General features: G+C 68.5%; 24 protein-coding genes and 1 pseudogene. 16 read left to right on the top strand and 9 right to left on the bottom strand.

Annotated elements, in window-relative coordinates; all coding sequences use genetic code 11:
• Nucleotides 1–24 precede the first annotated feature (24 nt).
• The 6 genes from K2Z83_RS11955 to K2Z83_RS11930 all read left to right on the top strand — a co-directional run bounded on the left by K2Z83_RS11955 (nt 25) and on the right by K2Z83_RS11930 (nt 8,473).
• A complete protein-coding gene (locus K2Z83_RS11955) occupies nt 25–1,497 on the top strand; it encodes a P-loop NTPase fold protein (RefSeq protein ID WP_220595413.1) in 1,473 nt (490 codons plus the stop codon).
• An 852-nt stretch (nt 1,498–2,349) separates the two neighbouring features.
• On the top strand, nt 2,350–3,603 hold the full coding sequence (locus tag K2Z83_RS11950) for a Uma2 family endonuclease (RefSeq protein ID WP_220595412.1): 1,254 nt from the start codon (nt 2,350–2,352) through the stop codon (nt 3,601–3,603).
• The gene (locus K2Z83_RS11945) at nt 3,600–3,755 is read left to right on the top strand and encodes a hypothetical protein (protein WP_220595411.1); all 156 of its coding nucleotides are present in this window, start codon (nt 3,600–3,602) and stop codon (nt 3,753–3,755) included. The genes K2Z83_RS11950 and K2Z83_RS11945 overlap by 4 nt, the downstream gene beginning before the upstream one ends.
• A 26-nt stretch (nt 3,756–3,781) precedes the next feature.
• Entirely contained in the window at nt 3,782–5,125 is a 1,344-nt protein-coding gene (locus tag K2Z83_RS29915; RefSeq protein WP_370650155.1) for a YecA family protein, read from the top strand.
• 126 nt (nt 5,126–5,251) lie between these two features.
• Nucleotides 5,252–7,330, top strand: coding sequence for an SNF2-related protein (locus tag K2Z83_RS11935; protein WP_220595410.1), 2,079 nt, complete (start codon nt 5,252–5,254; stop codon nt 7,328–7,330).
• Between the two features lie 105 nt (nt 7,331–7,435).
• Nucleotides 7,436–8,473 carry a hypothetical protein gene (locus tag K2Z83_RS11930; protein ID WP_220595409.1) on the top strand — a complete coding sequence of 346 codons (1,038 nt, stop codon included), beginning with the start codon at nt 7,436–7,438 and terminating at the stop codon, nt 8,471–8,473.
• On the opposite strand, the gene K2Z83_RS11925 is transcribed toward K2Z83_RS11930, so the two are convergent.
• The 5 genes from K2Z83_RS11925 to K2Z83_RS11905 form a co-directional block, all read right to left on the bottom strand.
• The gene (locus K2Z83_RS11925; protein ID WP_220595408.1) at nt 8,361–8,915 is read right to left on the bottom strand and encodes a PepSY domain-containing protein; all 555 of its coding nucleotides are present in this window, start codon (nt 8,913–8,915) and stop codon (nt 8,361–8,363) included. The two genes, K2Z83_RS11930 and K2Z83_RS11925, sit on opposite strands and share 113 nt — an antisense overlap.
• Nucleotides 8,916–9,170: 255 nt before the next feature.
• Nucleotides 9,171–9,656 carry a cytochrome c gene (locus tag K2Z83_RS11920; protein WP_220595407.1) on the bottom strand — a complete coding sequence of 162 codons (486 nt, stop codon included), beginning with the start codon at nt 9,654–9,656 and terminating at the stop codon, nt 9,171–9,173.
• Nucleotides 9,657–9,753: 97 nt separating this feature from the next.
• Entirely contained in the window at nt 9,754–9,996 is a 243-nt protein-coding gene (locus K2Z83_RS11915) for an SHOCT domain-containing protein (RefSeq protein WP_220595406.1), read from the bottom strand.
• Nucleotides 9,997–10,088: 92 nt separating this feature from the next.
• Complete coding sequence (locus tag K2Z83_RS11910; protein ID WP_370650154.1) at nt 10,089–11,276, bottom strand: sensor histidine kinase; 1,188 nt, start codon at nt 11,274–11,276, stop codon at nt 10,089–10,091.
• Entirely contained in the window at nt 11,273–11,977 is a 705-nt protein-coding gene (locus K2Z83_RS11905) for a response regulator transcription factor (RefSeq protein ID WP_220595405.1), read from the bottom strand. Before K2Z83_RS11905 ends, K2Z83_RS11910 begins: the two co-directional genes overlap by 4 nt.
• 256 nt (nt 11,978–12,233) lie before the next feature.
• On the opposite strand from K2Z83_RS11905, the gene K2Z83_RS11900 reads away from it, so the two are divergent.
• Nucleotides 12,234–12,956: a ferric reductase-like transmembrane domain-containing protein gene (locus K2Z83_RS11900; protein ID WP_220595404.1), complete on the top strand. Its 723-nt coding sequence runs from the start codon at nt 12,234–12,236 to the stop codon at nt 12,954–12,956.
• 19 nt (nt 12,957–12,975) lie between these two features.
• Here K2Z83_RS11900 and K2Z83_RS11895 read toward each other — a convergent pair whose 3' ends face one another.
• Both K2Z83_RS11895 and K2Z83_RS11890 read right to left on the bottom strand, forming a co-directional pair.
• Nucleotides 12,976–13,506, bottom strand: coding sequence for a hypothetical protein (locus tag K2Z83_RS11895; RefSeq protein WP_220595403.1), 531 nt, complete (start codon nt 13,504–13,506; stop codon nt 12,976–12,978).
• A complete protein-coding gene (locus tag K2Z83_RS11890; protein WP_220595402.1) occupies nt 13,493–13,960 on the bottom strand; it encodes a MarR family transcriptional regulator in 468 nt (155 codons plus the stop codon). Before K2Z83_RS11890 ends, K2Z83_RS11895 begins: the two co-directional genes overlap by 14 nt.
• A gap of 23 nt (nt 13,961–13,983) precedes the next feature.
• On the opposite strand from K2Z83_RS11890, the gene K2Z83_RS11885 reads away from it, so the two are divergent.
• Both K2Z83_RS11885 and K2Z83_RS11880 read left to right on the top strand, forming a co-directional pair.
• Nucleotides 13,984–15,858: a copper-translocating P-type ATPase gene (locus K2Z83_RS11885; protein WP_370650153.1), complete on the top strand. Its 1,875-nt coding sequence runs from the start codon at nt 13,984–13,986 to the stop codon at nt 15,856–15,858.
• 432 nt (nt 15,859–16,290) lie between these two features.
• On the top strand, nt 16,291–17,940 hold the full coding sequence (locus K2Z83_RS11880; protein WP_220595400.1) for a multicopper oxidase family protein: 1,650 nt from the start codon (nt 16,291–16,293) through the stop codon (nt 17,938–17,940).
• A 322-nt stretch (nt 17,941–18,262) separates the two neighbouring features.
• Here the strand turns inward: K2Z83_RS11880 and K2Z83_RS11875 are convergent, their stop codons facing one another.
• Nucleotides 18,263–18,937, bottom strand: a complete 675-nt coding sequence (locus tag K2Z83_RS11875; protein WP_220595399.1) for a DJ-1/PfpI family protein — start codon at nt 18,935–18,937, stop codon at nt 18,263–18,265.
• Nucleotides 18,938–19,186: 249 nt separating this feature from the next.
• Here K2Z83_RS11875 and K2Z83_RS11870 point away from each other — a divergent pair, with 249 nt between their 5' ends.
• Nucleotides 19,187–19,894, top strand: coding sequence for an aspartate/glutamate racemase family protein (locus K2Z83_RS11870; protein WP_220595398.1), 708 nt, complete (start codon nt 19,187–19,189; stop codon nt 19,892–19,894).
• A 61-nt stretch (nt 19,895–19,955) separates the two neighbouring features.
• Nucleotides 19,956–20,093, top strand: a complete 138-nt coding sequence (locus K2Z83_RS11865) for a hypothetical protein (protein ID WP_220595397.1) — start codon at nt 19,956–19,958, stop codon at nt 20,091–20,093.
• A gap of 423 nt (nt 20,094–20,516) precedes the next feature.
• Here the strand turns inward: K2Z83_RS11865 and K2Z83_RS11860 are convergent, their stop codons facing one another.
• The gene (locus K2Z83_RS11860; RefSeq protein WP_220595396.1) at nt 20,517–22,220 is read right to left on the bottom strand and encodes a long-chain fatty acid--CoA ligase; all 1,704 of its coding nucleotides are present in this window, start codon (nt 22,218–22,220) and stop codon (nt 20,517–20,519) included.
• A 389-nt stretch (nt 22,221–22,609) separates the two neighbouring features.
• Here K2Z83_RS11860 and K2Z83_RS11855 point away from each other — a divergent pair, with 389 nt between their 5' ends.
• The 5 genes and pseudogenes from K2Z83_RS11855 to K2Z83_RS11840 form a co-directional block, all read left to right on the top strand.
• Nucleotides 22,610–23,350 carry a hypothetical protein gene (locus K2Z83_RS11855; protein WP_220595395.1) on the top strand — a complete coding sequence of 247 codons (741 nt, stop codon included), beginning with the start codon at nt 22,610–22,612 and terminating at the stop codon, nt 23,348–23,350.
• Nucleotides 23,351–23,409: 59 nt separating this feature from the next.
• Complete coding sequence (locus tag K2Z83_RS28990; RefSeq protein WP_255603809.1) at nt 23,410–23,538, top strand: hypothetical protein; 129 nt, start codon at nt 23,410–23,412, stop codon at nt 23,536–23,538.
• 3 nt (nt 23,539–23,541) lie between these two features.
• The gene (locus K2Z83_RS11850; protein ID WP_220595394.1) at nt 23,542–24,108 is read left to right on the top strand and encodes a hypothetical protein; all 567 of its coding nucleotides are present in this window, start codon (nt 23,542–23,544) and stop codon (nt 24,106–24,108) included.
• Complete coding sequence (locus tag K2Z83_RS11845) at nt 24,105–25,112, top strand: hypothetical protein (protein WP_220595393.1); 1,008 nt, start codon at nt 24,105–24,107, stop codon at nt 25,110–25,112. Before K2Z83_RS11850 ends, K2Z83_RS11845 begins: the two co-directional genes overlap by 4 nt.
• Nucleotides 25,112–25,444, top strand: a pseudogene (locus tag K2Z83_RS11840) (UDP-N-acetylglucosamine--LPS N-acetylglucosamine transferase); the annotation flags it as partial. The gene K2Z83_RS11845 and the pseudogene K2Z83_RS11840, both read left to right, overlap by 1 nt.

Below are 25,444 nucleotides of genomic sequence, written 5' to 3'. Positions count from 1 at the left end.
TGATTCACCGTATGAGGAGGCGTTATGACCAACCCTGGCTACGGCGACCTGCCCGCGACCACGGACGAACTGGGCTTCACGCCCTCGGCGGCGGCGCTGGCGGCGATTGTGCAGGGCGCGGATCTGGCCGACACCCCGCTGACGGTGGGGGTCTACGGGCCGTGGGGCAGCGGTAAGACCAGCCTGATGCACATGATCCTCGACCGGCTCGACGACACGCGCTGCACGCCGGTCTGGTTCGCCGCCTGGCGCTACGCGCAGCAGGAGGCGCTCTGGCGGGCGCTGCTGCTCAGCGTCGTTGAGTCGCTGCGCATCCTGGTCACCCGCGACGATGGCTGGCTCAGCGCATACATCACCCGCCAGAACCGGCTCGACCCGCGCAAGTCGCAGACGGCCCTCGACGCGAAGGGGCTGGAGCAGACCCGCACGACTCTGACCAGGCGGCTCGACGACCTGGCGGCCAGCCTCTACCGCAGCGTGGACCGCGAGGAGCCGGGGGCGATTGAGTTCCAGTGGGATAAGGCCGGCAAGCTGGCCGCCGGCACGATCATCCGCGCCGGCTTCAGCTATATCCCGGTGCTCGGTGGGATCGCCGACGCGGTGGCGAAGGCCGGCGAGAAGGCCGGCGAGGAGGACTACGCCAGCCAGATCTTCGACCTCTTCCAGCGCGAGCGCACCCGCATCTACCGCGAGCAGGTGCAGTCGCTGGAGCAGTTCCACGACGGCCTGCGCGATCTGGTCAAGGAGCTGGTAACGGACTTCGGCCGGCGGCTGGTGGTCTTCATCGACGACCTCGACCGCTGCCTGCCCGAGCAGGCGATCGGCGTGCTGGAGGCGATCAAGGTCTTCCTCGATATGCCGGGCTGCGTCTTCGTGCTCGGCGTGGACCGCGAGATCATCGAGCGCGGCATCCGCGTGCGCTACAAGGAGTTCGCCCTGAGCGCCAGCCCGACGGCCGGCCCCTTCCCGGTGGCCGAGCGCGACTACCTGGAGAAGATCGTCCAGGTGCCCTTCACCCTGCCGCCGCTGGCCCCGGCCGCGATCACGACCTTCCTGAAAAGCCGGCTGCCCGGCGTCGACGGGCTGAGCTCCGAGGACGCCGAGAGCGTCGCGAGGCTGATGACCGCCGGCCTGCTGCGCAACCCGCGCAAGGTCAAGCGCAGCTTCAACATCTTCCGGCTGCACCTGACCCTCGACCGCGCCCACGGGCGGCAGACCCCGGCGGGGCTGATCGCCAAGCTCACGGTCATCCAGAGCAGCTTCGCCGACCTCTACGAGCGCATCGCCCGCGACCCGACGTTGCTGCGCCAGGTCGAGCAGATCGTGCGCGGCACCCCCGGCGCGGGCGCAGTCAGCCAGGATTTACGCGACGAGGTGGGCAAAAGCGACCCGCGCCTCAAGGAGTTGCTCTACCTCTCGCCCTTCTTCGGTGATCTGGGCGACGACGCGCTGCGCGAGCTGGTCTACCAGAGCACGGTGACGGGGGACGGGGCGTAAGGCAGCTACAGAGGCACTTGCCATGCACCTTGCGGCAGGCTCTCCGACGATGGTCCGTAGCTACCCGTTTGGCAGCGCCTTCCCCAGGCGATCCAGGGCGGCAGCGGCCGCCTTGTTTGCCGGGGCGATCGCCACTACGCGCTCTAGGCAGAAGCTATTAGCGAGCTGGAGCAGCTCCTCCAGGCGGACGGCGGCGTTTCTGCTTGTTCTGCTGCTGTAAAACCCATTGTGATTGCACCCCCAGATGCCATAGCATCAGCGGCAGGTGGCAGTGATTTTTCTGCATCCTCATCAGCAATCTCGGGTGCAGGGTACGCGGCGAGGTGAGGCGTCGCGACAGAGAGAGGGGCGTCAGTCGATCAGAAAGAGCGCACGTAGGTCTGATGTCTGGTAGGTATGTTTGTAGTCGATGAGGCAAACACGATAGTTGTTTGCCTTCTGCTTGGAGTTGACGCTGGTGGGAGCCCGAACCAGTTGCTGCCGATCACTGCCGCTCGGATCGGCCCCACGCAGCCGCGCCGCAGCCCCGGTAGCGAGGGCGACAAGCTGATTGGGCGGCAGCAATTCATCAAGGAGGTAATAGCCATGGCGAAGGGCGAGACGGCGTACGAGGCTTGTGGGCAATGGATGAAGGGGCTGGCATCTGCCCGACGCCGGCCCCTTCGTCATTTCAACGTGTGCCGTGGACGGGCGTTGCGGGCATCTGCCGCTCACGGTGGGCCAGCGGCAGATATGCCCTGGATGGGCAATGACACCCCTCTCCGACTTGCGCTTTGCGGTATCATCTCTTTGCCGAGCTTTCGCCTGGAGAGCCGATAACCGCACCGATTCGTGTAGGTGGGGAGACGACCAATGGAACGTACGGACATCCGCTCACGCCTCACGGTTGAGCACTGGGATAAGTTGCCCGAGTCGAAGCTGGAGCTGATCGGCGGCAAGCTGGTCGCCGGCAACAGCCTTGCCGGCAGCCGCTGCCTGCTCTGGACAATCCTCCAGTCGTGCGGGCCGCGAGCCGCGCTGCCTTTCGCCCCGGTCGCCCTATGGCGCCAGGCGCTCACCAAGGCGTTTTCCGCACCCACATCGCTCGCCTGGCCTGGCGGATGGCAGCACTGGGCCGCGCAGATCGACCATACACCCCTGCTGCATCCCGCAGGGACCCGTTTCAGCCGGCGACATCAAGACACCTTCGGCCTGCTGATGATAGGACTCTACCAGGCGCTCCGTGAGGATAAGCAGCAGCCCCTTGGTCTCTCGATCCGGCGCTTCGTGCTGCGCCTGGGTGAGGATGGGTTTCTGCCAGACCTCCAGGTTTTCCGGCGTGATCGGCTGCATCGCCTGCGCGAGAACTACTTCGACGGCCCCGCCGATCTGGTGATCGAGGTAGCCCTTCCTGGTCACGAGGCGCAGGATCGCGAGATGAAGGCCCGGCTGTACGCCGCAGGCGGTGTGCCGGAGTACTGGGTGATCGACCCGGCTGCGCGCCGCACTGATGTGCTCACGCTGCGTGGCGGGAGCTACGTCGTTCAGGCGCCTGATTCCGATGGCCGCTACCGCTCAACTGTGTTGCCGGGCCTCACACTGGATCCCGTGCAGCTCTGGGCCTGCCTCGACGACTGGCACGAACGACGGGGGATCGAAGACCAGATCGTCTTTGTTGAGCCAACTGGCATAGCAATCGGCCCAAGTACAAGGCGTGATGAACGCGAGCGCTGGGCATGGGAATGGCGACCATACACCCCTCCGGTTGCACTCAAACACGTACCAATCAGCTTCGAGCAATGCATCGGCTGGTGCCCCGAGGCGAAGTTCGAGCTGATCGAGGGCCTGCCGCACATCGGCGGCTGGGACGGCACCCGCAAGACACTCGGCCTGCTGCTGATGACCTTCGGCCTGGAGAAGGCTGTACAGTTCCTCCATCCTCGCGAGTGGGTCGCGCCCTCCTGGAGGAAGAGGAAGCACGCCGCCGCGACGCCACCCGGCGCGATGCGTGGTGGGGCCGGGCCCGCGAGGCCGCCGCGCTGCTCCGCGAGCGCTTCAGTGCGAAACGCGTCGTCATACTCGGCGATCTGGTTCGCCCGGAGCCGCTCCACTTTTGGTCCGAGTTGACTCTGGTCGTCTCTGATCTGGCCAACGATAGCTATGAACTGCACACCGCCCTAGATACGCTTGGGATCGATCCGAGGATCGAGGTGCGCCGGATGGATGAGCTTTCGCCACGGCAGGCCGCTGCGCTGCTCGATGAAGGGCGCGAGGTGTAGCGCTTGCCATCATCTTCGAGGAGCTTATGAAAGTCGGACGCAATGACCCCTGCCCATGCGGCAGCGGCAAGAAGTACAAGAAGTGCTGCCTGGCCAAGGACGAGGCTGCGGCCCGGCAGGCCGCCCACGAGCGGGCCACGGCGTTCCGTGCCATCGAGCCCCTTGCCGGCGATGACCCGTTCGCTGGTTTTCCCTCGTACACCCCGCCACCGCCGCCCGAGCCACGCCCCCGCAGCCCCGAGGATGCCGCCCGTGAGGAGCTGTGGGAGACCTTCGAGGCCGCCGACGCCGCCGAGCAGACCGCCCTATTCCGGCGCGCTCTGGCCGATGGCGTGCTCGACGACGAGTACGCCTATGAGATGCTCACCCAGCTACGCGACGAGGCTGGCCCCGCGCTGTGGGGCACGCTGGTGGAGGAGCTGCGGGACACCCGCCCCGACCTCTACGCCCACAGCGCCCCCTACTACCTGGAGTGGCAGATCGCCGACGCCCTCGCCGTCGGCCACATCGATCATCTGCCCGCACTCGCCGCCGCTCTGGCCGCGACCGCCGGCGACGACCTCGACATGTTCTATCTCTCCCGCGACCGCCTGGCCTACCACGGCCACCTGGCCCTGCTCGCCGAGACGATGGCGCAGGCATGGCCGCTGGTGCGGGCGTCCGACAAGTTTATCTCCGGCGCGGACGAGGAGTTCGCCGCTGAGGCGCAGCAGATCACGATGCTCGCCTACCTCGATCGCAGGGTCGCGCCCCGCGCCGATGACCCCGCTCTCCTCGCCGCCGTGGAGCAGTTTGGGCCGGTGGACTTCCCTGAGGCCCTTGCCGACCAGATCGCCCTCATCACCGGCCAGGCAGACCGGCCCTGGGATCGCGCTGATGACCCCGAAGATACGCGGATCAACCGGCTCGGCTTCCGCTTCCAGGGCGAACTGGTCCGTCGCTGGGGCATGCCGCTCGGCCGGGCCGGGCTAGCTCGGGTCGCTCTGCTCAACTACATCGCCGAGCGGCACGACCCGGACTCGTCGATCGCTCAGGCAGTGAGGCGGCCCAAAGGCAAACATAAGCCTGCTGCGTCGACGGCGTCCGATCTGCTCTGCCCCGACCGCGAAAGCCTGGATCGCTACGTCGCCCAGAAGCTGAGCTTCCTCTCATCCCGGGTGATCGAGGCGGCGGTGACGCTGGAGGCCGTGCCGGCCTGGCTGCACTTCCTTTACGACCAGGGTGTCATCACGGCTGAGCGGCGGGCAGACGCACTGCACGACCTTGGCAAGCTTGTGCAGCAGGCAGAGCCGATCTGGGCGCAACATCCGTCTGACCCAGCCCTCGGCCCGAATATCCGCGCCGCCTGGGAGCGCGCGGCGGAAGGGTAGCAGTCGCCAGAATGGGGCTGGCGCTGAGCCGCGAGCAGAGCGCGGCACCGTGGCATGGTACACTACTACGAGCACCCGTTGTGATGGCGCCATCGCGCTGAGCCCCTGAAGGAGCGTTTACTCGCAGTGACCTATGTACTCACGACCATTGAGATCGGTGATCGCTGGGAGTTGGCGACTTCATCCGGCGACGTGCAGGCCGGGCGTCTGCCCATCCCGCCGGCGCTGCTGGGGTTCCTCACCACTGCGGCTGTCCACCTCATCGCCGACACTCCCGCTGGCCCGCAGCCGCTGTCGCTCGACGCTGCCGAGAGCGCCCTGGTCGGGCCTGCCCTGAAGAGCCTGGACGTCCCTGACGGCCGCCTGTGCCTGGAGTGTCGCGCCACCGACCCGCCCACGCTCTATGTGCTCCGACCGGACAACGCCCCGCAGCCCCTCCCGAGCGCGCCGATCATCACCGAGGATGGCGTGCCGCTCGCCTTCGACCCGCAGGACGCGCAGCGTCTCGCCTTGCCCCTGGGGCGGGCCGGCTGGCGCGACTTTCGCCTCAGCCTCCAGGCCGCCCAGCTCGCCATCGTCGCCGGCTTCGATGAGCTGCTCTCCACGCCGCTGCTGCGCGACGTCGAGCTGCTGGAGCACCAACTGCGCACCGCCCGGGTCGTGCTGCGCCGCATGCGCGGCCGCGCCCTCCTCTGCGACGAGGTCGGCCTGGGCAAGACGGTCGAGGCCGGCATGATCACCCTGGAGCTGGCCGCCCGCGGCCTGGCCCGCCGCACGCTCATCCTCACCCCGCCGTCCCTGGTGGAGCAGTGGCAGGGCGAGCTGCGCCGTAAGTTCGGCCTCGACAGCATCGCCTACGACGACCCGGCCTTCCGTGAGCAGGGGGCCGCCGCCTGGGGCCAGCACGAGCGCATCGTCGCCTCGTACCACACCGCCAAGCGCGAGCCCCACCGCGCGGCGATCCTCGCCCACGAGTGGGACCTGGTGGTCGTCGATGAGGCCCACCACCTGCGCAACCGCACCACCGTGCTCTGGAAGTTTGCCGCTGAGCTGCGCAAGAAGTACATCCTGCTGCTCACCGCGACCCCCGTCCAGAACAATCTAGAGGAGCTCTTCAACCTGGTCACGCTGCTCCAGCCCGGCCTGCTCCGCACCGCCCGCGTCTTCCAGCAGCAGTTCGTCGATAAGCGCGACAAGCTCACGCCGCGCAACCTCGGCCAGCTTCACGACCTGCTGGCCGAGGTGATGGTGCGCAACCGGCGCTCGACGGTGGGCCTCGCCCTGACCCGCCGCATCGCCCGCAGCGAGAGCGTGCCGCTCAGCCCCGGCGAGCGCACCCTCTACGACGGCGTCTCGGCCTTCGTGCGCCGGCACCTCCAGGCCGGCGGGGGCCGCGGCCCGCTCAACCGCATGACCCTGCTCGCGCTCCAGCGGGCCCTCGGCAGCGCCGGCCCCGCGGCCGCGCCCGCCCTGGAGCGGCTGTCTCAGGACGATCGCCTCTCGGCTGCTGAGCGCACCGCCCTGGGCGATCTCGCCGCCACGGCCCGCAACCTCGGCGACCAGGCGAAGATCCGCCGGCTGATCGAGCTGGTTCACGCCTTCCCCGACAAGCTGGTGATCTTCACCCAGTTCCGCGAGACCCAGGCGCTGCTTGAGCGCAGCCTCAGCGAGGCCGGCGAGCAGGTCGTCCTGTTTCACGGCGGGCTGACCCGCGTGCAGAAGGAAGAGGCGGTCACCGCCTTCCGCGGCCCGGCCCGCCTGCTGCTCACCACCGATGCCGGCAGCGAGGGCCGCAACCTCCAGTTCTGCAACGGCATCGTCAACTTCGACCTGCCCTGGAACCCGATGCGCATCGAGCAGCGCATCGGTCGGCTCAGCCGCATCGGCCAGGCCCGCGACGTCTACGTCTTCAACCTGGTGGCCGCCGACACCCTGGAGGCGGCGATCTTGCACCTGCTCGACGCCAAGATCGCCATGTTCGAACTGGTGGTCGGCGAGGTGGATATGATCCTGGGTAACCTCGACGACGAGCAGGAGTTCGAGGACCTGATCGCCGACACCTGGGCCAAGGCCTCCGATGAGCGGGCCTTCCACAGCGCGCTCGACCAGCTCGGCGAGCGGCTCGTCGCGGCCCGCGGCGCCTACCTGCGCCAGCGCGCCCACGACGACAAGCTGTTCGGCGAGCGCTTCGCCCCGGAGGGCTAGGGAAAGCGGAAAGCGGAAAGCGGAAAGCGGAAAGGCCGGGTATTTCAGCTTTCAGCCCTCCCTGCGGCCCTCCCTGACGCAATCTCTAGCTGGGAAGCATTGAGGATGACCACACTCCTGGAGCAGTTCCTGCGCGACTATACCGAGGCGGTCGACGGCGTCTGGGACGAGATTGAGCCCCAGGTCTACGATGTGCTCTGGCCCGACCAGGCCCAGCCGCTGCGCCTGACCTTCGACCCCGAGGCGCTGCCGGAGCACCCCGCCGCCCAGCTGCTGACCTTCGGCCTGCCGCTGCTGGACGAGCTGCTGCGCACGGCCCAGGCCCGCGGGCAGGTAGCCCAGGTCTACTACGATGGGCTGAACATGCAGCCGTACCGGCTGGAGCAGCAGGTGCGGCGCGATCTGAGCGTGCCAGCCGGGGCGGAACTGGAGCTGTCGGCGCCGCGCCCCGCCTATGTGGCCCACACCGTCTTCTGGTTCGAGGCCAGCTTCCTCGGCGATGAGAAGACCCAGGCGGTGGTGTCGGCGGCGGTGGACCGGCGCTACGGCCGGCTGGTGCGCCACCTGGAGCCACTGCTGGCCGGCGAGGAGATCGGCGAGGAGCGCCGCTGGCCCTTCCCCGACGCCCCCGCCCTCCCGCTGGAGCGGGCCTACCTGCTGGCGCGCGAGCGGGTCGTGCGCACGGTGACCGCCGAGGCGAACAGCCAGCAGCGGGCCCGGCGGGCGCAGGCCGGCAAAGAGATCGCGCGCATGGAGCGCTACTTCGCCGACATGGCCGAGGAGCTTGAGACGCGGATGACAAAGGCGCGGGCGAAAGCTGAGGACACCGCGCCGCTCCTCCAGCGCAAGGCGGCGCTGGAGCGCGAGGCGGCGACCCGCATCGACGAGCTGCGCCGCAAGGCGGGGGTGCGCGCCGAGCTGCGCCTGCGCAACCTGCTCCACCTGAGCGCCCCGCGCCTGTTTCTGCGCGCCCGGCTGCGCAGGCCGAAGCTGCCGCCGATCCAGCTCCCGAGCATCAGTTGGGACCCCCTCACCGAGAAGACCGACGCGCTGGACTGCCCCAGCTGTGGACAGCCAACCTACACCCTGGCCCTCGACCGCCGTGGCGGGCTGCGCTGCCCGGCCTGCGCCGGCCAGGCCTGAGCCACTTGACGTCCGCGCCGCTGCTCAGCTCGACGCTGTAGACGACGGTGCCGTTCTCGTCATCGAGCGACACCGTGGTCACCGTCGCGCCGGGGTTGGCGGCGAGCGCAGCATCGCGGGCCTGCTGCTCACTGATCGCGGCCTTGCCAGCCAGGGCCGCAGCGTCGGCGGCCTCGTTGTCGGCGCCGCCTGCCTCAGCGGCCTCGGGGCCGTCGGCTGTGTCCTGCGGGCCGTCCTGCTGCTCGACCGTATCGGTGTCGGGGCCGCCGGACGGCTCCACGGTGGCGGCCGGCGGCTGTGGCTGAGCTTGAGCCTGAGCCGGGGCGGCGGCTAATGTGGCCTGGTGGGCGCTCGCCCGGTTGCTGCCGAGTGCGGCCAGGCCAACCGTGAGCACCACGGCCAGTGCCAGGGCTGGTGCGAAGATGCGGATCCATCGCTGCATAGCGTACTCCTTATCCGTAGTTCCCATTGCTCACAACGAGCGATGTGCCCTCAGGATAGCGGGGCGCTATGAAGCCAGCATGAAGCGAAGCTGAAGCCAGGGATGATCCCGGCGTCGCTGGGAGATGCACGCTGTCTCACCCCACAAGAGGCCGGCAGGTCGTTGAAGCTGATGATTTTGGCGCGGCGTGGGTGGCGTAGCACGCGGTGCAGCCCTCGATCATGCGTACGGCGTCGTACCAAATGATGGCGGCGGCTAACGGCTCTGCTGCGTCACCTGCCGCTGCGCGGACTGGATCTCGGGAGGCCATGTGCTCTTGATGTAGGTGAGCACCGCCCCGATCTGCGCGTCGCTGAGCTGATTGCCGAAGGCCGGCATGCCGCTGACATAGCCCGGCGAGGCGACGCTCTGTCCGCCGGCCTTCGTGATCTGGAAGAGCATGTCGTCGGCGTGGTGCCAAGTGTGACCGCTCGCGTCATGGGGCGGCGCGGGCATGGTCCCGCTGGCCAGCGGCTGCTTCCAGTTCGGCTGACCCTCCAGGTTGATGCCGTGGCAGCTCGCGCAGTAGGTCACATACAGCGCCCGTCCGTCGCCAGACGCCGCCACCCCGCTGGGGCCGCCGGCCGGGCGGTTCGCCAGCACATTGCCGATGAGCGCCCCGGCCAGCAGCAGGCCAACGGCGGCGAAGCCGATCATGCGCTGCGACAGCCGGCGGCCGCCGCGTGCGGTGGTTCGTCCCATGGGCTCCTTCATTTCTCGCTTGGGTGCGGGTGATACCGCCCCGCTGGTGCGTGGACCGTCAAACCTCAGGGCCATCGCGGGTGCGCCCGCTGCCGCGCTAGCGCACGACGCCCGGCGCCTGGAGGGTCTCGGCCGCCTGGAGGTACTCCTCGCGGCTGATCTCGCCGCTGGCGTAGCGTCGGCGCAGGATGGCCAGCGCGTCGGGCTCGGCTGTGCGGCTGCGCGGGAACAGGCCCGACAGCCCCCAGACCACCAGGGCGATCACGCCGACCCAGATCAACAGCATCATGATCATCCCAAGCCAGCCCATCCCGCCAAACATATCGTATCCGTACATCATGGCGATCCCTCTTTCCGTGCATCCGGGCGTGCGATGCGTCCGGCTGATGCGCAGTATAGCCGTCGTGGGTCAAGGGAACGTGCGCGCACGCATCAAGATTTGGTCAAGCGTTCGGCCCGCTCGGCCACCGGCAGGGTGAAGGTGAAGGTCGATCCCTTGCCGGGGCCGGCGCTCGCGGCCCAGATCTGGCCGCCGTGGGCCGCGACCAGCGCCTTGCTGATTGTCAGGCCGATCCCGCTGCCGCCGGTGGCCCGCGCGCGGGCTTTGTCTACCCGGTAGAAGCGCTCGAAGAGGTGCGGGATGTGCTCCGGCGCGATCCCCGCTCCGCTGTCGGCTACCTCGAACAGGATGCAGGATGCAGGATAAAGAATGGAGTGCGCGCCGTCCGGAGTCACTTCCTTCATCACGCGCAGCGCGACCGCGCCATCGGCTGGGGTGTGCTGGAGCGCGTTGCCGAGCAGGTTGATCAGCACCTGGGCCATGCGGTCGGCGTCGGCTGTGACGGCGGGCAGTCCCGGGGCGACCACGGTAGTCAGCGCCACGCCCTTCTCGGCGAACTGCGTGGCCAGCCGGGCGACCGCGCGCTCGGCCAGCGCCCCCGGCGCGATCGGCGCCAGGTGCAGGGGCAGCTGCCTGGCCTCGGCCCGCGAGAGCGCCTGCAGGTCGGCCACCAGCCGCTGGAGCCGGCCGGCCTCGTCGAGGATGAGCGCCCAGGCAGCGTCGTCCGGCACCACCACCCCGTCGAGGGCGCCCTCGGCCTGGGCCGCGATCGTGGCCAGCGGCGTGCGCAGCTCGTGGGCCACGTCGCCGATCAGGGTAACCCTCCGGCGCTCGGCGTCCTCCAGGGCGCCGGCCATGGTGTTGAACTGGAGCGCCAGGGCGGCCAGCTCGTCGCGGCCCTCGGCAGGGACGCGCTCGGCGTAGTGGCCGCCGGCGATGCGCCGGCTCGCCATCAGCAGCCGCTCGATCGGCGTGACGATCCGGCTGGAGACCAGCAGGCTCACCGCGGCGGCCACCAGGCAGGCCGCGCCGCCGCTGAGCAGCAGGGCCTCGATCATTGCCGTCTGGAAGACCGCGTTGGTGGCCTGGGCCATCGCGGCCATGCCCGGGTCGGCCGCCGTCGGCGCATCGGCACCGAGCAGCGCGACCATCAGCCGGTCGTGGAGCGAGGGCGCGATCAGCAGCGTCACCAGCAGCAGGGTCGCCATCCCGGCGACGATCACCAGCAGGTGGGCCAGGAACAGCCGGGCGCGCAGGCCCGCGCGGCGGCGCGGGCTCACTGCGGCTCCACGAAGCGGTAGCCGACCCCGCGCACCGTGGCGATGAACTGCGGCTGGGCCGGGTCGTCGCCGAGCTTCTTGCGCAGGTTAGCGATATGGACATCGACCACGTGGTCGTCGCCAAAGTAGTCGTCGCCCCAGACCCGGTCGAGCAGCTGGGCGCGGGTGAAGGCCCGGCCAGGGTGGGCGGCCAGCGCGGCCAGCAGGTCGTACTCCAGGCTGGTCAGCGCCAGCGGCGCGCCGGCGAGGCGCGCCTCGTGGCGGGCGTGGTCGATGGTCAGCGGGCCAAAGCGGAGTGTCGGGGGCGCGGCTGGTTCGCCCGTCGGGCTCGTGCGCGGCCGGCGCAGTATCGCCCGCACGCGGGCCACCAGCTCGCGCGGCGAGAAGGGCTTGGTCAGATAGTCGTCGGCGCCCACCTCCAGGCCGATCACCCGGTCGATCTCCTCCGCCCTGGCGGTGAGCATGAGCACATAGGCGTCGGAGAAGCTGCGCAGCTGGCGGCAGACCTCCAGCCCATCGATGCCGGGCAGCATCAGGTCGAGCACCACCAGGTCGGGCGGCTGGCGACGCGCGAGCTCCAGGGCGCGCAGCCCATTGTCGGCGAGCGTCACCTGGAATCCGGCCTGCTCCAGGTAGCCGCGCACCAGCTCGCGCAGCCGGGCCTCATCATCAACCACGAGCACGGTCGGGGCAGCGCTCATCGTGTCTTCCTCACTGCGCGCCAATCCTGGTTGGCGATCTGAAACCGTTCGCATCGATGCATGATGGTTGCGAACCGGCCCTCCGTCAACTCGCATGCAGCTTGATCAGATCTTGATGATTGCGCGCATCAGATCTTGAGCGTGTCGCGATACACTGCCTGTGGAAGAAGCGCTCTGCTCGTGAGGCGCTTGGTTGCGCACTCCGCATATGATAGGTAAGGAATCGCTACAGCGAACCACAGAGGAGATCGAACGCATGCCCCGATCTGCAGCTATCCGATCTGCCAAAGCCCTTCGTCTACAGCGCCGGCTTATCCGTCACTATGTGCCACTTGGCCTGCTGAGCGGGATGGCGATGATCGCTATCGACCTCGTGCTCCACCCTGATGGCGGCAAGCTGGAGCGGCTGGTGGTGGCGAGCGCCTACCTCGGCCTGATCCTGATCGGAGTCACATTGCTGATCGGGCCGCTCAACCTGCTGCGCCGGCGACCCAACCCGCTCTCGAACGATCTGCGCCGCGACGTCGGGATCTGGGCTGGCCTGGTAAGCGTAGCCCATATGCTCTTCGGGCTCCAGTGGCACTATCCCTGGGAGCCCTGGAAGTTCTTCTGGGATGGTAGCGGCACTATCCCGCTGCGGCTCGACAGCTTCGGCCAGGCCAGTTACCTTGGGCTCGGCAGCATCCTGATCGTCGCATTGCTCCTGACGATCTCCAATGACCGCGCGCTGCGAAACCTCGGCCGCAGGCGCTGGAAATTGCTCCAGCGGCTGAACTATGTGCTGCTCGGACTGATCACGCTCCACGCAATCGTCTTTATCCCGACTGATGAGCGAGCGCAGACCTATCTGTTCCTGGTTGTCGGCATCATCGCCGTCATCGTCGGTGGGCAGATCGCGGGACTGGTGGTATGGCGCCGCCGGATGCGGGTGGCACGTCAGCCGGCGATTCCGACGACGACCACAGACGACCTGGCGTGATCATCGCGCTTATCCTGGCTCAGTTCCCACTGTGATCCATCATGTGGACGCCATGGTCGCTGCGCTGGGCCGCGAACCATGTGTGCAGCGCGGTGATCATCGTCGGCTCGCTCGTCGTGTAGCGGATCTGGGCGCCGTCCGGCAGCTCGGCATAGGCGACTACAATCTGTGCGTAGCCCTGCCGCAGCTCCGCCAGCCCAGGCATCGTCATCCCATGAATGGCCATGGGGTCGTTGAAGTCGCCCTGCTGAAATTTCACCGCCTCCGCCTGCAGGTGGCTGCGGATGAGCGCGATCTGTGCGCTGTCCGCAGGGTCGTCGGCCACCACCTGCTGAATCCCGCCGTCGGGCTGATCGGTGAAGACGTGGGTCGTCCGCGCGAGGTCGAAGGGCATCACCTGCGCCCCGCGCGCGGCGACCTCGGCCTGGCGCGCCGTGGAGGCGTGAACCGTGAACCAGTACCAGCCGCCCAGCGCGAGCGCGACCAACGCCGCCACGGCGGCAAGCATGAGGGCGACAGGCGTGCGGCGCGCGAGATTAGACGCTTGCATCAATGGCCTCCACAAGGGTTGTTAGTGCCAGCGTGACGGCGTCACGCTGCGCAGCAGGAATGGCGGCGAGCAGCCGCGCGAAGCGCGCGCGGCGCGCGGCGGCGAGCTCGCCGGCGATCCGCCGCCCATCGGCGGTCAGCGACAGGAGCAGCACCCGCCTGTCGCTATTGTCCCGCGCCCGCCCCAGCCAGCCGCGCTGCTCCAGCTGAGCCACCAGCCGGCTGACCGTGCTCTTCTCCAGCCGCAGCCAGGCGGCCAGGTCGCGCTGGGCCATCGGTTCATGGCGCGAGAGCTCGAGAAGCGCGTGGGCCTCGGCCACACTCACCGGCGTGCCGCAGGGTGTCTGGTCGCCCTGGTGCAGCCCGAAGGCGCGCACCAGCGCGATCATCTGCTCTTGGAGATCGTCGGTGGGGTCGGCCGTCGGTGGTGGCTGGCTGTATGCTGCGGCGCTCACAATAGTTGTATCATACAACGAGTGTGGCCGGTGTCAACCGCTGGAGAGCATGGAGCGCGTGCCTGTCGGAGATCCACTCTGACGCCTGCGCCTCCTCCTCGCTGCGCCGGCGCGTGCTCAATATGAGCGTGCTCGTGGCGACCGGCGTGCTAGCCGCCTACCTCGGCAGCCTGGTTCTGATGTTGCTCGGTCAGGCGACCTTCTTTGAGGCGGCGGCGATGCTGGTCACCTTCGTCCTCTTCGGGCACTGGATGGAGATGCGCTCGCGCCGGGGGACGAGCGATGCCATGCGCGCGCTCTTCGACCTAGTGCCGCCCCAGGCCACGGTGCTGCGCGACGGCCAGGAGGTCAGCATCCCCAGCGCCGAGGTGCAGGTCGACGATATCGTTATCCTCAAGCCCGGCGACAAGGTACCGGTGGACGGCGCGGTGACCTTGGGCGAGACCAGTATCGACGATGCCCTGGTGACGGGCGAGAGCCTGCCAGTGACCAAGCGCCCGGGCGACCCGGTGGTCGCCGGGTCGATCAATGGCAGTGGCAGCGTGCGCTTCCAGGCCACCAAGGTCGGCGCCGACACCGCCCTGGCCCAGATCGTGGACCTGGTACAGCGCGCCCAGAGCTCGAAGGCGCCCGGCCAGCGCCTGGCCGACCAGGCGGCGCAGTACCTGGTCATCCTGGCCGTCGGCGCTGGGCTGCTCACCTTCCTGATCTGGTTCTTCGTGATCGGCGCGCCGATCACGCTGGCCCTGACCTTCGCGATCTCGGCGGTGGTGATCGCCTGCCCCGACGCCCTCGGTCTGGCCACGCCAACAGCGGTGGCGGTGGGAACCGGCGTGGCGGCCCGCCACAACATCCTGATCAAGGACGCCGCGACCCTGGAGGGCGTGGCGGCGATCACCGCCATCGTGCTCGACAAGACCGGCACGCTCACCGCAGGCAAGCCGACCCTCACCGATGTGGTGGTGAGCGGCAGCGTGGACGAGGGCGAGCTGCTGCGCCTGGTGGCGAGCGCCGAGCAGGGCAGCGAGCACCCGCTGGCCGAGGCGATCGTCAATGGTGCGCGCGCACGTGGGCTGGAGCTCACGGAGGCCGCCCAGTTCGACTCCATCGCGGGCCACGGCATCCGGGCGACGGTCGGCGGGCGCGAGCTGCTGATCGGCAATACTAAGCTGATGCGCGACCAGGGTGTGGATGCGACGGCGCTGGAGGAGCGCGCGGCCGCGCTCGCCACGGCGGGCAAGACGCCGATGTTCATCGCGGTGGACGGGCAGGCGGCCGGGCTGATCGCCGTCGCCGACACCGTCAAGCCGACGGCGGCCGAGGCGATCCTGCGCCTGCAGGCCCGCGGCATCGAGCCGGTGATGATCACCGGCGACAACCGGCGCACCGCTGAGGCGATCGCCACGCAGCTCGGCATTGCCCGCTTCTTCGCCGAGGTGCTGCCGGCCGACAAAGCGAATCACGTCAAGGCGCTCCAGGCCGAGGGCAAGAAGGTCGCCATGGTCGGCGACGGGGTGAACGACGCGCCGGCCCTGGCCCAGGCCGACATCGGCATCGCCATCGGGGCCGGCACCGATGTGGCGATCGAGACGGCCAACATCGTGCTGATGAAGAGCGACCCGCTCGACATCCTGCGCGCGCTGCTGATCTCCAAGGCCACGGTGCGCAAAATGAAGCAGAACCTGTTCTGGGCGGCGATCTACAACCTGCTGGCCATCCCGGTGGCGGCGGGCGTGCTCTACCCGGCCTTCGGCCTGGAGCTGCGGCCCGAGTGGGCGGCCCTGCTGATGTCGGCCTCGTCGATCATCGTCGCGGTGAACGCCCTGCTGCTGCGCGGGGTCGAGCGCGAGCTGGGCGACCCGACTCAGCCGACGCCTGCCCCGGCCCCGATGGGCTAGCTGGTCGTACCTCACCTCGCGACACGACGCCTGGAGCATGCGCATGCGTACACGTCCGCCCTTCCGCCCCTAGTACTACAGTTGTAGTTCGAAAAATGAGCAGCCCGGAGAGCGAAAAGCCCGATCAACACCAAGGGAAAGCGCCCGTCAGCGCTAGGATTTTCGCCTCCAGACCGTCGCCAGCAGTAACGTCGCAGGAACTACAACTGTAGTACTAGTACGCCTCCAACAACGGCTCGTCATGCCCGCTCACCCCGCCCGAGAACCAGCTGCGGGTCGCCATCCGCGCCAGCGAGCAGGTCGCGCCCGCCGCGCTCCACGCGCCCCACCCGGCTTGACCAGATCTTGACCATGAGCCGCATCTGGTCTTGATCTGCCCTCGCTACACTATCGCGTGACCCATCGAATCGACACCAGGAGGAGTCTGCCCATATGCTGCGACGAACGATGTCCCGCCGCGACCTGCTGCGCCTGGCCGGCTCCGGGGCCCTGGCGCTGGGTGGCGCGGGTGCCCTGGGCGCCTGCGCGCTCCCGGCGACGCTGGAGCCCGCCCAGCCCGCCGCAAGCCCGGCCTTCACCCCCGACCTCGACCTGACCATGCGCGCCGCCTCGACCGAGGTACAGATCCTGCCCGGCCCGAAGACCACGGTCTGGAGCTACCAGGCCACCGTGCACGCCGGCGACCCGGCGGCGGCCCAGGCCATCCCCGGCAGCTACCTGGGGCCGATCATCCGCGCCCGCAGCGGCCAGAAGGTGCGTATCACCTTCGAGAACGCCCTGCCCGAACCCGACCAGGAGTCGATCATCCACTGGCACGGCCTGCACCTGCCCGCCGCCGTCGACGGCCACCCGAGCGATGCGGTGAAGCCGGGTGAGCGCTACGTCTATGAGTTCACCGTCGCCAACCGGGCCGGCACCTACTGGTTTCACCCGCACCCCCACGGCAAGACCGGCCGGCAGGTCATGATGGGCATGGCCGGGCTCTTCCTGGTCAGCGACGCCGAGGAGCAGGCCGCCGGCCTGCCGAGCGGCGCCCAGGACATCCCGCTGGTCATCCAGGACCGCGCCTTCGACGCGCAGAACCAGATCGTCTACGGGTTGGACATGATGAGCCAGATGATGGGCTTCCTCGGCGAGCGGGTGCTGGTGAATGGCACGCCGGATGTCACGCTCGATCTGGCCACCCGCGCTTACCGGCTGCGCCTGCTGAACGGCTCGAACAGCCGGATCTACAAGCTGGCCTGGGATGACGCCACCCCGCTCACCGTGATCGCCAGCGACGGCGGCCTGCTGGAGGCGCCCGTCAGCCGGCCCTTCGTGATGCTCGCGCCGGGCGAGCGGGTCGAGCTCTGGGCCGACTTCCGCGACCGCCCGCTGGGCGCAGAGCTCCGCCTGGTGAGCCAGCCCTTCGCAGGCGCGGAGGGGGTGGGCGCGCCGGGCGAGGCTGGCGGGATGGGCGGGATGGGCGGCATGCAGCACGGGAACATGGGCGGGATGGGCGGCACGGCGGGCACTGCCAGCGCGCCGGCGCTGGGCGCGGCCCTCGATATCCTGCGGGTGCGCATCGCCCGCCAAGAGGCGGAGCCGCTGACTCTGCCCGCCAGGCTCGCGACCATCCCGCGCCACCGGCGAGAGGACGCGGTGAACAAAGACAACCCGCGCCCGGTGGCCCTCACCATGAACGGCATGCAGTGGCAGCTCAACGGTCGCAGCTACGAGATGAACGCCGTCGCGCCAGAGGAGATCGTCAGGCTCGACACCCTGGAGGTCTGGGAGATTATCAACGAGCAGAACCCGGGCGCGATGATGGACGCGATGGGCATGGCCCACCCGATCCACATCCACGGCGGGCAGTTCCAGGTGATCGGCCGCGCGGTGCTGCCCGAGCTCCAGGCCGGCTGGGCGGGCGTGAAGGACGGCTACCTGGATGAGGGCTGGAAGGATACGGTGCTGGTGATGCCCGGCGAGCGCGTGCGGCTGCTGATGGCTTTCCGCGACCACGCGGGGGCCTTCGTCTACCACTGCCACAACCTGGAGCACGAGGACGCCGGGATGATGCGCAACTACCGCGTCGAGGCGTAGGTCGCGGCTGCGCGCACCAGCGGCGGAGGACGTAGAACTGGCCTGTGTGCGCAGCCGCGCATGTCATCACAGATGATCATACCCAGGTGTCAAGCGTTGCGTTGTCGTATGGCAATTTCAGCTTCCCGAGTAACTTTGTAAAGTATCAAGAATGCGCGCTACAACGCCTCAGCATGCTGAGGCGTTGTAGCGCGCATTCTCGATAGATCAGGCTCGGGCAGGAGCCTCCCGATCAGCGAGCAATTCCGATCACGCCTCCCAAGCGGAGATTGTCCACTTCAACAACGCGGGCGCCGCGTAGCGTCGCCGTGATGCGCGCCCGCTACGCTGGCTCGCCCGCACCATCCATCCCGCCGGCGCTGCGGATCGCCTGGAGGGCGCGGGCGATGACCGTGGGCGCGCACTGGGCCAGCGCGCCGGTCGCGTAGGGCGGCTGCGGGTCGTACTCGATCGCCAGCTGGAGCGCCTGGGCCAGCTCCGCGCCGCCGACCTGCTCGGCGATGTACAGCGCCATGTCGATCCCGGCCGAGACCCCGGCGGCGGTGATGATCGTCCCCTGGCGCACGAAGCGCTCGGCCACGTAGGTGGCGCCCACCTGGGCCAGGTAGTCCTTCGAGGCCCAGTGGGTGGTGGCCTGGAGGCCCTGGAGCAGCCCAGCCGCCCCTAGGATGAACGCCCCCGTGCAGACCGAGGTGGTCCACTGCGCCGTCGGGTGGGCCGCGCGCAGCCAGCCGATGGTGCGCGCGCTCTGCATCGCCTCCATGGTGCCGGTCGAGCCGCCCGGGATGACGATGATATCCGGGCTGGGTACATCTTCCAGGCGCGCGTCGGCGACCAGCGCGAATCGTGAGTGGAAGCCGTGCGTGTCAGTCAGGATCGGCCCGGGCTCCTCCGCCACGAAGTGGACCATTGTGTTGGGGAGGCGGCTCAGCACCTCGTACGGGCCGACGGCGTCGAGGGCGGTCATGCGATGGTAGGCCAGGATAGCGATCTGCATTACTCCTCCGTATGCTGATGCGGTCGTGGTAGAAACGCGAGCTGGAGCGCGCCGGTGACCGGGTGGCGGCCGACGATGCTCTCGACCAAGAATACCTCACGCAGCAGCGCCGGGCGCAGCACCTGCGGGTCGGCGCCCCGGCGCTAACCCGCGCCAGCGCCTCCGTCGCGATGCGGCAGCCCTCGGTGTCGTATACTACCAGCACGGCCTGGCGCGAGCTGCCGGGATCAGGGAGAAAGCGAGCCATCGATGCGCACGATCGGCCTGATTGGCGGGATGAGCTGGGAGTCGTCGGCGGAGTACTACCGCCTGATCAACGAGACGGTGAAGGCGCGGCTGGGCGGGCTACACTCGGCCCGCAGCATTATGCTGACGGTGGACTTCGCCGAGATCGAGGCCATGCAGGTGGCGGGGCGCTGGGACGAGGCCGGGAGCATCCTGGCTGACGCCGCACGGAGCCTGGAGCGGGCCGACGCTGACTGCGTTGTCCTCTGCACCAACACCATGCACAAGGTTGCCGGCGCGATCACGGCTGCGGTGACGATCCCCCTTATCCACATCGCCGACGCCACTGCGACGGCGATCCGTGCCCAGGGGCTGCGGCGGATCGGCCTGCTGGGCACGCGCTTCACGATGGAGGAGGCGTTCTATCGCGGGCGGCTGACCGAGCAGCACGGGCTGGAGGTGCTGGTGCCGGAGGCCGATGACCGGGCCGTGGTCAATCAGGTCATCTACGAAGAGCTGTGCCTGGGCACCATCCAGGCGGAGTCGCGGGCGCAGTACCGAGCGATTATGGGCCGGCTGGTCGATCAGGGCGCCGAAGGCATCATCCTCGGCTGCACCGAGATCACCCTGCTGGTGACGCAGGCCGATAGCGCCGTGCCCCTCTTCGACACCACCCGCCTCCACGCCCTGGCGGCCGTGGACTTCGCCCTCGCCGAGGCGCCGCTGCGCTGACCATGCTGGCACCCGAGTCTCATCATGCCAGGCGCCAGGCGGGTGCAGGGGGCTCCTACCGATGGCCCACACCCCAGAGACAGTGGGAGCCGCCGGCTCCCCAAGCCGCACCGAAGGTCGTATGTGCATCCTGAGTCGTATCGCGCGCCCCCTGCTGGCCGGCGCCGGGCTGGTCGCCCTGGTCATGGGGACGCTGTAATTGACTACACAGAACGTCCCTTCTCTGGAGTGAACCTACCTGAACATGCCCTTTGGCGCGCCTCAACACCGCCCATATCCCATCTGATTCACTTCACGAAAGAAACGCGGGGTCGATCCTACTATTGTCACCTGAGTCCATGCGCTCGTACATCACGGTCGGGAATGCGCCATGTATCTCTGCCACACATGGGCTCTTGCTCACTTTCGCTGATCAATGCGGAGCGGCGGCGCGATTGCTCTTGCGATATCGCTCTACAGAGCCATGCCCCTGTCGGCTTCAGCGAAAGTGATCAAGAGCCACACATGCGCAGAATAATCCTGCACGTGACATTCAGCCGGGCGGGTGATAGGCCTGACGATGACGCGCGGGGTGAGCCACACCGCATGGCCGCTGGTGCCAGCAACGTTTGGGCAGACCCGGTTAGCCCTGCGCCTCCGCGATGAGCATGCGGCGCAGAACCTTGCCGACCATGGTCTTCGGCAGCTCATCGCGGAACTCAATCTCGCGGGGCACCTTGTAGGGCGCCAGGTGGAGCGCGCAGAACGCACGGATCTCCTCGGCGGTGGGCGGCTCGCCCGGCTTGGGCACAATAAATGCCTTGACCGTATCGTCGCCGCGCGCGGGGTGGGGGATGCCTACGACCACGGCCTCCATCACCTTCGGGTGCATGAACAGCACCTCTTCGACCTCGCGGGGGAGCACCTTGAAGCCCGAGGCGATGATCATGTCCTTCTTGCGGTCAACGATGAAGAAGTAGCCCTCCGGGTCGACCGTGCAGATGTCACCGGTGTGGAGCCAGCCCGCGGCGCCGATCACCTCGGCCGTCTCTTGGGGGCGGTTCCAGTAGCCCTGCATCACCTGGGGGCCACGCACGCAGAGCTCGCCCTGGCTCACGCCGTCGAAGGGCAGCTCCGCGCCCGTCTCCAGGTCGACGATCTTGGCTTCCGTGTCGGGGAAGGGGACGCCGATACTGCCCACCTTGCGTGTGCCGTATACGGGGTTGCCGTGGGTCAGCGGCGATGCCTCCGAGAGCCCATAGCCCTCGATCAGCCGCCCGCCGGTCAGCGCCTCGAAGCGCGCCTGTACCGGTGCCGGCAGCGGCGCCGACCCGCTCACGCAGACCCGCACCGAGCGCATGTCGTAGGCGGCCACGTCCTTATGGTTGATGATGCCGATGTACATCGCCGGCACGCCGGGGAAGATCGTGCAGCGCTCATGGGCGATGATCCGCATGACGTGGTCGATCGGCCGGGGGTTCGCCACCGTCACCAGCTCGGCCCCCAGCCGCACACCGTAGAGCATCGCGGTGGTCATGCCGTAGACGTGGAAGAAGGGGATGGCCGCCAGAATCTTCTCGCGGCCTGGCTGTCCATCCACCACCCACGCGTCCACCTGGGTGACGTTGGCGATCAGGTTCTTGTGGGAGAGCATGGCGGCCTTGGGCAGGCCGGTAGTGCCGCCGGTGTACTGAAACAGCGCCACGTCGCCCGGCTGGACGTGTACCGGCGGCGGGCTCTGCGCGTGACGCAGCAGGTCGCGGAAGAAGAACGTATCCGGCGCGGCAGGAACATCCACCCACTCGGGGGCGCGGCGCTGGTTGCGCTGCACCAGCAGGCGGGAGGGGAAGCCCAGCGTGTCGAAGACGTGGGCCACGATCACGCGCGTGACCGGTGTCTCGGCGCGCACCTCGCGCAGGCGCGGCCAGAACAGGTTGAGCAGGATGATCGTCTCGGCGCCCGAGTCGACCAGCTGGTGCTGGAGCTCACGGCTGGTGTAGGTGGGGTTGATGTTGACCACCACGGCGCCGAGGCGCATGGCGGCGAAGAAGCTAATGATGTAGTGGGGCGAGTTGGGGAGCATCAAGCCGATACGCTTGCCTTGACCCACGCCCAGGTCGGCGAGGGCCGCAGCCACGCGGTCGACCAGATCGTTCAGCTGTCGGTAGCTGAGCGCGCCGCCGACGGTGAAGCGCCCGCCGAGTATGTACGAGAGGATGAAGTTGGTGGCGATCTTGTCAGGGTAGCGGCTGGCCGTGTCGCCCAGCAGGTCACCCAGGGTCTGCTCAGGGTAGCTGAGAGTCGCTGGGACGCCCGACTCATACGCGGAAAGCCAGGGCTTCTCCATGGCGGGCCTCCGTAAACGGGCGGTCTGGCTATCAGGCGCCGCGTACGCTCAGTATACCGCCCTCAGCGCTGGCTGCGGCGATGCGCTGCCATCGTTCGCGGGTTCCGCCCACCCAGGAGGGATCGACCCCTACCGTGTCAGGGAATGTACGGATACCCTTGGCCAAGTAATTCCGCTACCGATTCTCATGCCAGGCCACTATGATGATCATAGACCCTTCGATGCGTCGGGTGCGCATCTTGCCGCGCGGAAAACGGACGGGAGCGTGTTCACGGGAGGCTTCCCCCGCCCGCGATCCCGCCCCGGTACAGCGCTGCAGGGGGCATAGGGTAGCCGGTATCTTCGTGGAGGTGGGGTGATGATGCACGCGCAACGATGTAATCTGGCGCATGCCCAGCGTGATCGCAATGGCTGATCCGATCAAAGCCACAAACCCGGCCCGCCTGCTCAGCGATCTCCGGGATCGCGCGGTCATACACCAGCAGCCCATCGCTGAGGTCGGGCTCGATCCCCCGCTCGCCCTCCTGCGGATGTGGCAATCCCAACGCTTGGCGCAGACCTACGCCGATCTGCTGGCCGACCCGCAGACGGGCCCGGCGCTGCGCTTTTTCCTCAGCGACCTCTATGCCCCGCGCGACTTTAGCCAGCGCGATCATGACGTCGAGCGGATCTATGCGTTCGTAGCGCAGGTGCTGCCCGCGCAGACACTGCAGGTGCTCACGGCGATCATCGCGCTGAATCGCCTGACGGCAACATTAGATCACGACCTGTGCCGTGTGCTGGTGGAGCAACTGGGGGTGACCGATACGATCACGCCGGCATGCTATGCCGAGGGTTACCGGATCTGCGCCAATGCGGATGTGCGGGCCGATCAGATTGATCGCATCGCCATGGTGCTGGCGCGGGTGGGCGCCGGGGCGCACCTGCCGGTCATCCGCCTCGCCCTGTTCCTCGCGCGCATCCCCGCACAGCGGGCCGGGTGGGGCGAGCTCTATGATGTGCTCTCGCGGGGCTACGCCGCGTTCCGGCAGCTGCGTGATGTGCCGACCTTCGTCGAAACGATCACACAGCGCGAACGGCGGATCTTGGATCAGATCTTTGCGGGTAGCCCAGACCCCTTCGCTGTCTGAGTGAGTGCTGCCTTCATCTGCGGCTATTGCGCTCACGCGCGCACCCGATGACCGATCTTATGGAAGCGAATGAAACGATGTATCGTGCCATTTTGGCCCCGCTTGACGGCTCGCCGTTCGGCGCGCATGCGCTGCCGCTGGCCCTGCGCGCCCCGCGCCGCAGCCATGCGGCGCCGCGCCCCGTGTAACCTATGGATGTCGCGCTGCTCTTGATCTTCCTGGCCGGGATCGCCGAGGGTCTGGGCACGCAGAGTGTGGTGCTGTTCGCCAACAAGGTGGGCCGCCGCAGCTTCGTGGACAACCTGCTCGTCTCCGGGCTGTTCTCCCTGCTCGGCGCCCTCTGCTGGGCGCTTTCGATCGGGCTGGTCGTCCGCGCCACCCTGGGGCTCGCCATCGCCCCGTCTGCGCTGATGGTGCTGGTCAGCATGGGCTATGTGCCGCTCCTCTTCAGCTTCCTGGCACTCATCCCCTACGGCGGCCCCGGCATCGCCGCCATCCTGCACGGCGCGAGCTTCGTCATTGTGGCCGCCCAGCTCGCCGATACGCTCGCCATCGCGCCCTGGCAGGCCCTCGCGTGCGCGGTCGGCGGCTGGCTGCTGCTCCAGGCGGCGCGCCGGTTGCTCAGCCGGCCGCTCGCCCTGGCCGACCGCGAGATCTGGACGCTCACGACGCATCAGGCCGAGCGGCGCAATCTGGAGGAGATCCTGGACCAACTAACCCTGCTTGACCCCGAGCCGCCCGAGCGACGGGTGCCATGACGATCCTCGACGCCGTGCTGCACGCGCTGAGCCGTGACCTGCTGGTGCTGGTCGGCGCCGGCCTGGTGGCGGCGCTGGTCGCCGCCCTCCTCTCGCCTCTTGGCCCATTGTTCTGGTGGTCTGGCTGGATGCACCGCCCGGCCAGCATGATCGCCGCACCGCCGGACGCGCCCCGACCACCCGCTGACCCCACGCACTATCTTGTCTACCTCTCGGGGATCGGCGTGGTCGACGCGGCCGACCTCGGCGATCTGGAGCTGGGCTATCTGCGCCAGCTCGCCGCGCGGCTTCCCGGCTGCGTGATCATCCACGACGTGTTTATCTACGCGGTGGACAACGTCGGGCTGAGCGCGGAGCATTGGCTGGGCGGCTTCTGGCGCTGGGTGCGCCACAGCCAGGTGGCCCGCAGCCGGATCGCGGTCCTCGGCAACCTGATCAACCTGCGCAACCTGCTCCAGATGCTGGTCTCGGCCGACCAGCGCTATGGGCCGCTCTACAGCTGGGGCACCGCCGGGGTGATCGCCCGCACCCTCGTAGCCCACGGCTACCGCAGCGGCAGCGGCGCGCCGGTGACGCTGATCGGCTACAGCGGCGGCGCGCAGATCGCCCTCGGCGCTGCCCGCTACCTGGGGCCGGCCCTGGGCGCGCCGCTCCAGCTGATCACTATCGGCGGCGTGATGAGCGCCGACCCAGGGCTCGACACCGTTGAGGCTGTCCACCAGCTCTGCGGTGCCCACGACCCGATGCCGCGCTACGGTGCGCGCTGCTTCCCCGGCCGCTGGCCGATCGTCTGCGGCTCGCCCTGGAACCGCGCCTGCGCCGCCGGCAAGATCACCACCGTTGCGGTCGGCCCCGGCCACCACCGTGGCCTCGGCGGCTACTTCGACCCCGCCGCGCGCACCGATGGGCCAAGCCTGCGCGACCGCAGCGTCGATGCGACGCGCAGGCTGGTCGTCGCGATGATCGACCGCCACTGGGCGGTTGTCTTACCGGAGGTACGCTGATGGCGCGAATCCTCATCTTGCACGCCTCGTTCGGCTCCGGCCACCGGCACGCCGCCGAGGCGCTCCGAGCGGCGCTGGAGACCCACCCCGGCGTGGAGGTGGTCGTGGAAGACACGCTCGCCTACCTCGGCCCGGTGCTTCAGCGCGCCGCGCAGGAGCTCTACCGGCAGATCAGCGAGCACGCGCCGCACCTCTACCAGCTCTTCTACGAGGCGACCGATCTGCATCACCTCGACGCGGCCATGCGGGCGAACCTGCGCAGCGGGCGGGCCTATCGGCCCTTCCTGGGCGATCTGGAGCGGCTGATCGGGCAGCTTGCGCCCGACCTGATC

Source organism: Oscillochloris sp. ZM17-4, from assembly GCF_019599295.1.
Taxonomy (GTDB): domain Bacteria; phylum Chloroflexota; class Chloroflexia; order Chloroflexales; family Chloroflexaceae; genus Oscillochloris.
Note: the sequence above shows the minus strand (reverse complement) of the source record. Positions and strands in the feature narration are given on the sequence as shown.

Excerpts from the sequence above, each read along its gene's own strand:
- K2Z83_RS11870 (WP_220595398.1), top strand. The coding sequence starts at position 19,187 with ATGCGCACGATCGGCCTGATTGGCGGGATGAGCTGGGAGTCGTCGGCG.
- K2Z83_RS29915 (WP_370650155.1), top strand. The coding sequence starts at position 3,782 with ATGAAAGTCGGACGCAATGACCCCTGCCCATGCGGCAGCGGCAAGAAG.
- K2Z83_RS11865 (WP_220595397.1), top strand. The coding sequence starts at position 19,956 with ATGGCCCACACCCCAGAGACAGTGGGAGCCGCCGGCTCCCCAAGCCGC.
- K2Z83_RS11955 (WP_220595413.1), top strand. The coding sequence starts at position 25 with ATGACCAACCCTGGCTACGGCGACCTGCCCGCGACCACGGACGAACTG.
- K2Z83_RS11895 (WP_220595403.1), bottom strand. The coding sequence starts at position 13,506 with ATGCAAGCGTCTAATCTCGCGCGCCGCACGCCTGTCGCCCTCATGCTT.
- K2Z83_RS11900 (WP_220595404.1), top strand. The coding sequence starts at position 12,234 with ATGCCCCGATCTGCAGCTATCCGATCTGCCAAAGCCCTTCGTCTACAG.
- K2Z83_RS11915 (WP_220595406.1), bottom strand. The coding sequence starts at position 9,996 with ATGATGTACGGATACGATATGTTTGGCGGGATGGGCTGGCTTGGGATG.
- K2Z83_RS11930 (WP_220595409.1), top strand. The coding sequence starts at position 7,436 with ATGACCACACTCCTGGAGCAGTTCCTGCGCGACTATACCGAGGCGGTC.
- K2Z83_RS11920 (WP_220595407.1), bottom strand. The coding sequence starts at position 9,656 with ATGGGACGAACCACCGCACGCGGCGGCCGCCGGCTGTCGCAGCGCATG.
- K2Z83_RS11925 (WP_220595408.1), bottom strand. The coding sequence starts at position 8,915 with ATGCAGCGATGGATCCGCATCTTCGCACCAGCCCTGGCACTGGCCGTG.
- K2Z83_RS11845 (WP_220595393.1), top strand. The coding sequence starts at position 24,105 with ATGACGATCCTCGACGCCGTGCTGCACGCGCTGAGCCGTGACCTGCTG.
- K2Z83_RS11880 (WP_220595400.1), top strand. The coding sequence starts at position 16,291 with ATGCTGCGACGAACGATGTCCCGCCGCGACCTGCTGCGCCTGGCCGGC.
- K2Z83_RS11905 (WP_220595405.1), bottom strand. The coding sequence starts at position 11,977 with ATGAGCGCTGCCCCGACCGTGCTCGTGGTTGATGATGAGGCCCGGCTG.
- K2Z83_RS11850 (WP_220595394.1), top strand. The coding sequence starts at position 23,542 with ATGGATGTCGCGCTGCTCTTGATCTTCCTGGCCGGGATCGCCGAGGGT.
- K2Z83_RS11860 (WP_220595396.1), bottom strand. The coding sequence starts at position 22,220 with ATGGAGAAGCCCTGGCTTTCCGCGTATGAGTCGGGCGTCCCAGCGACT.
- K2Z83_RS11875 (WP_220595399.1), bottom strand. The coding sequence starts at position 18,937 with ATGCAGATCGCTATCCTGGCCTACCATCGCATGACCGCCCTCGACGCC.
- K2Z83_RS11855 (WP_220595395.1), top strand. The coding sequence starts at position 22,610 with ATGCCCAGCGTGATCGCAATGGCTGATCCGATCAAAGCCACAAACCCG.
- K2Z83_RS28990 (WP_255603809.1), top strand. The coding sequence starts at position 23,410 with ATGGAAGCGAATGAAACGATGTATCGTGCCATTTTGGCCCCGCTTGAC.
- K2Z83_RS11950 (WP_220595412.1), top strand. The coding sequence starts at position 2,350 with ATGGAACGTACGGACATCCGCTCACGCCTCACGGTTGAGCACTGGGAT.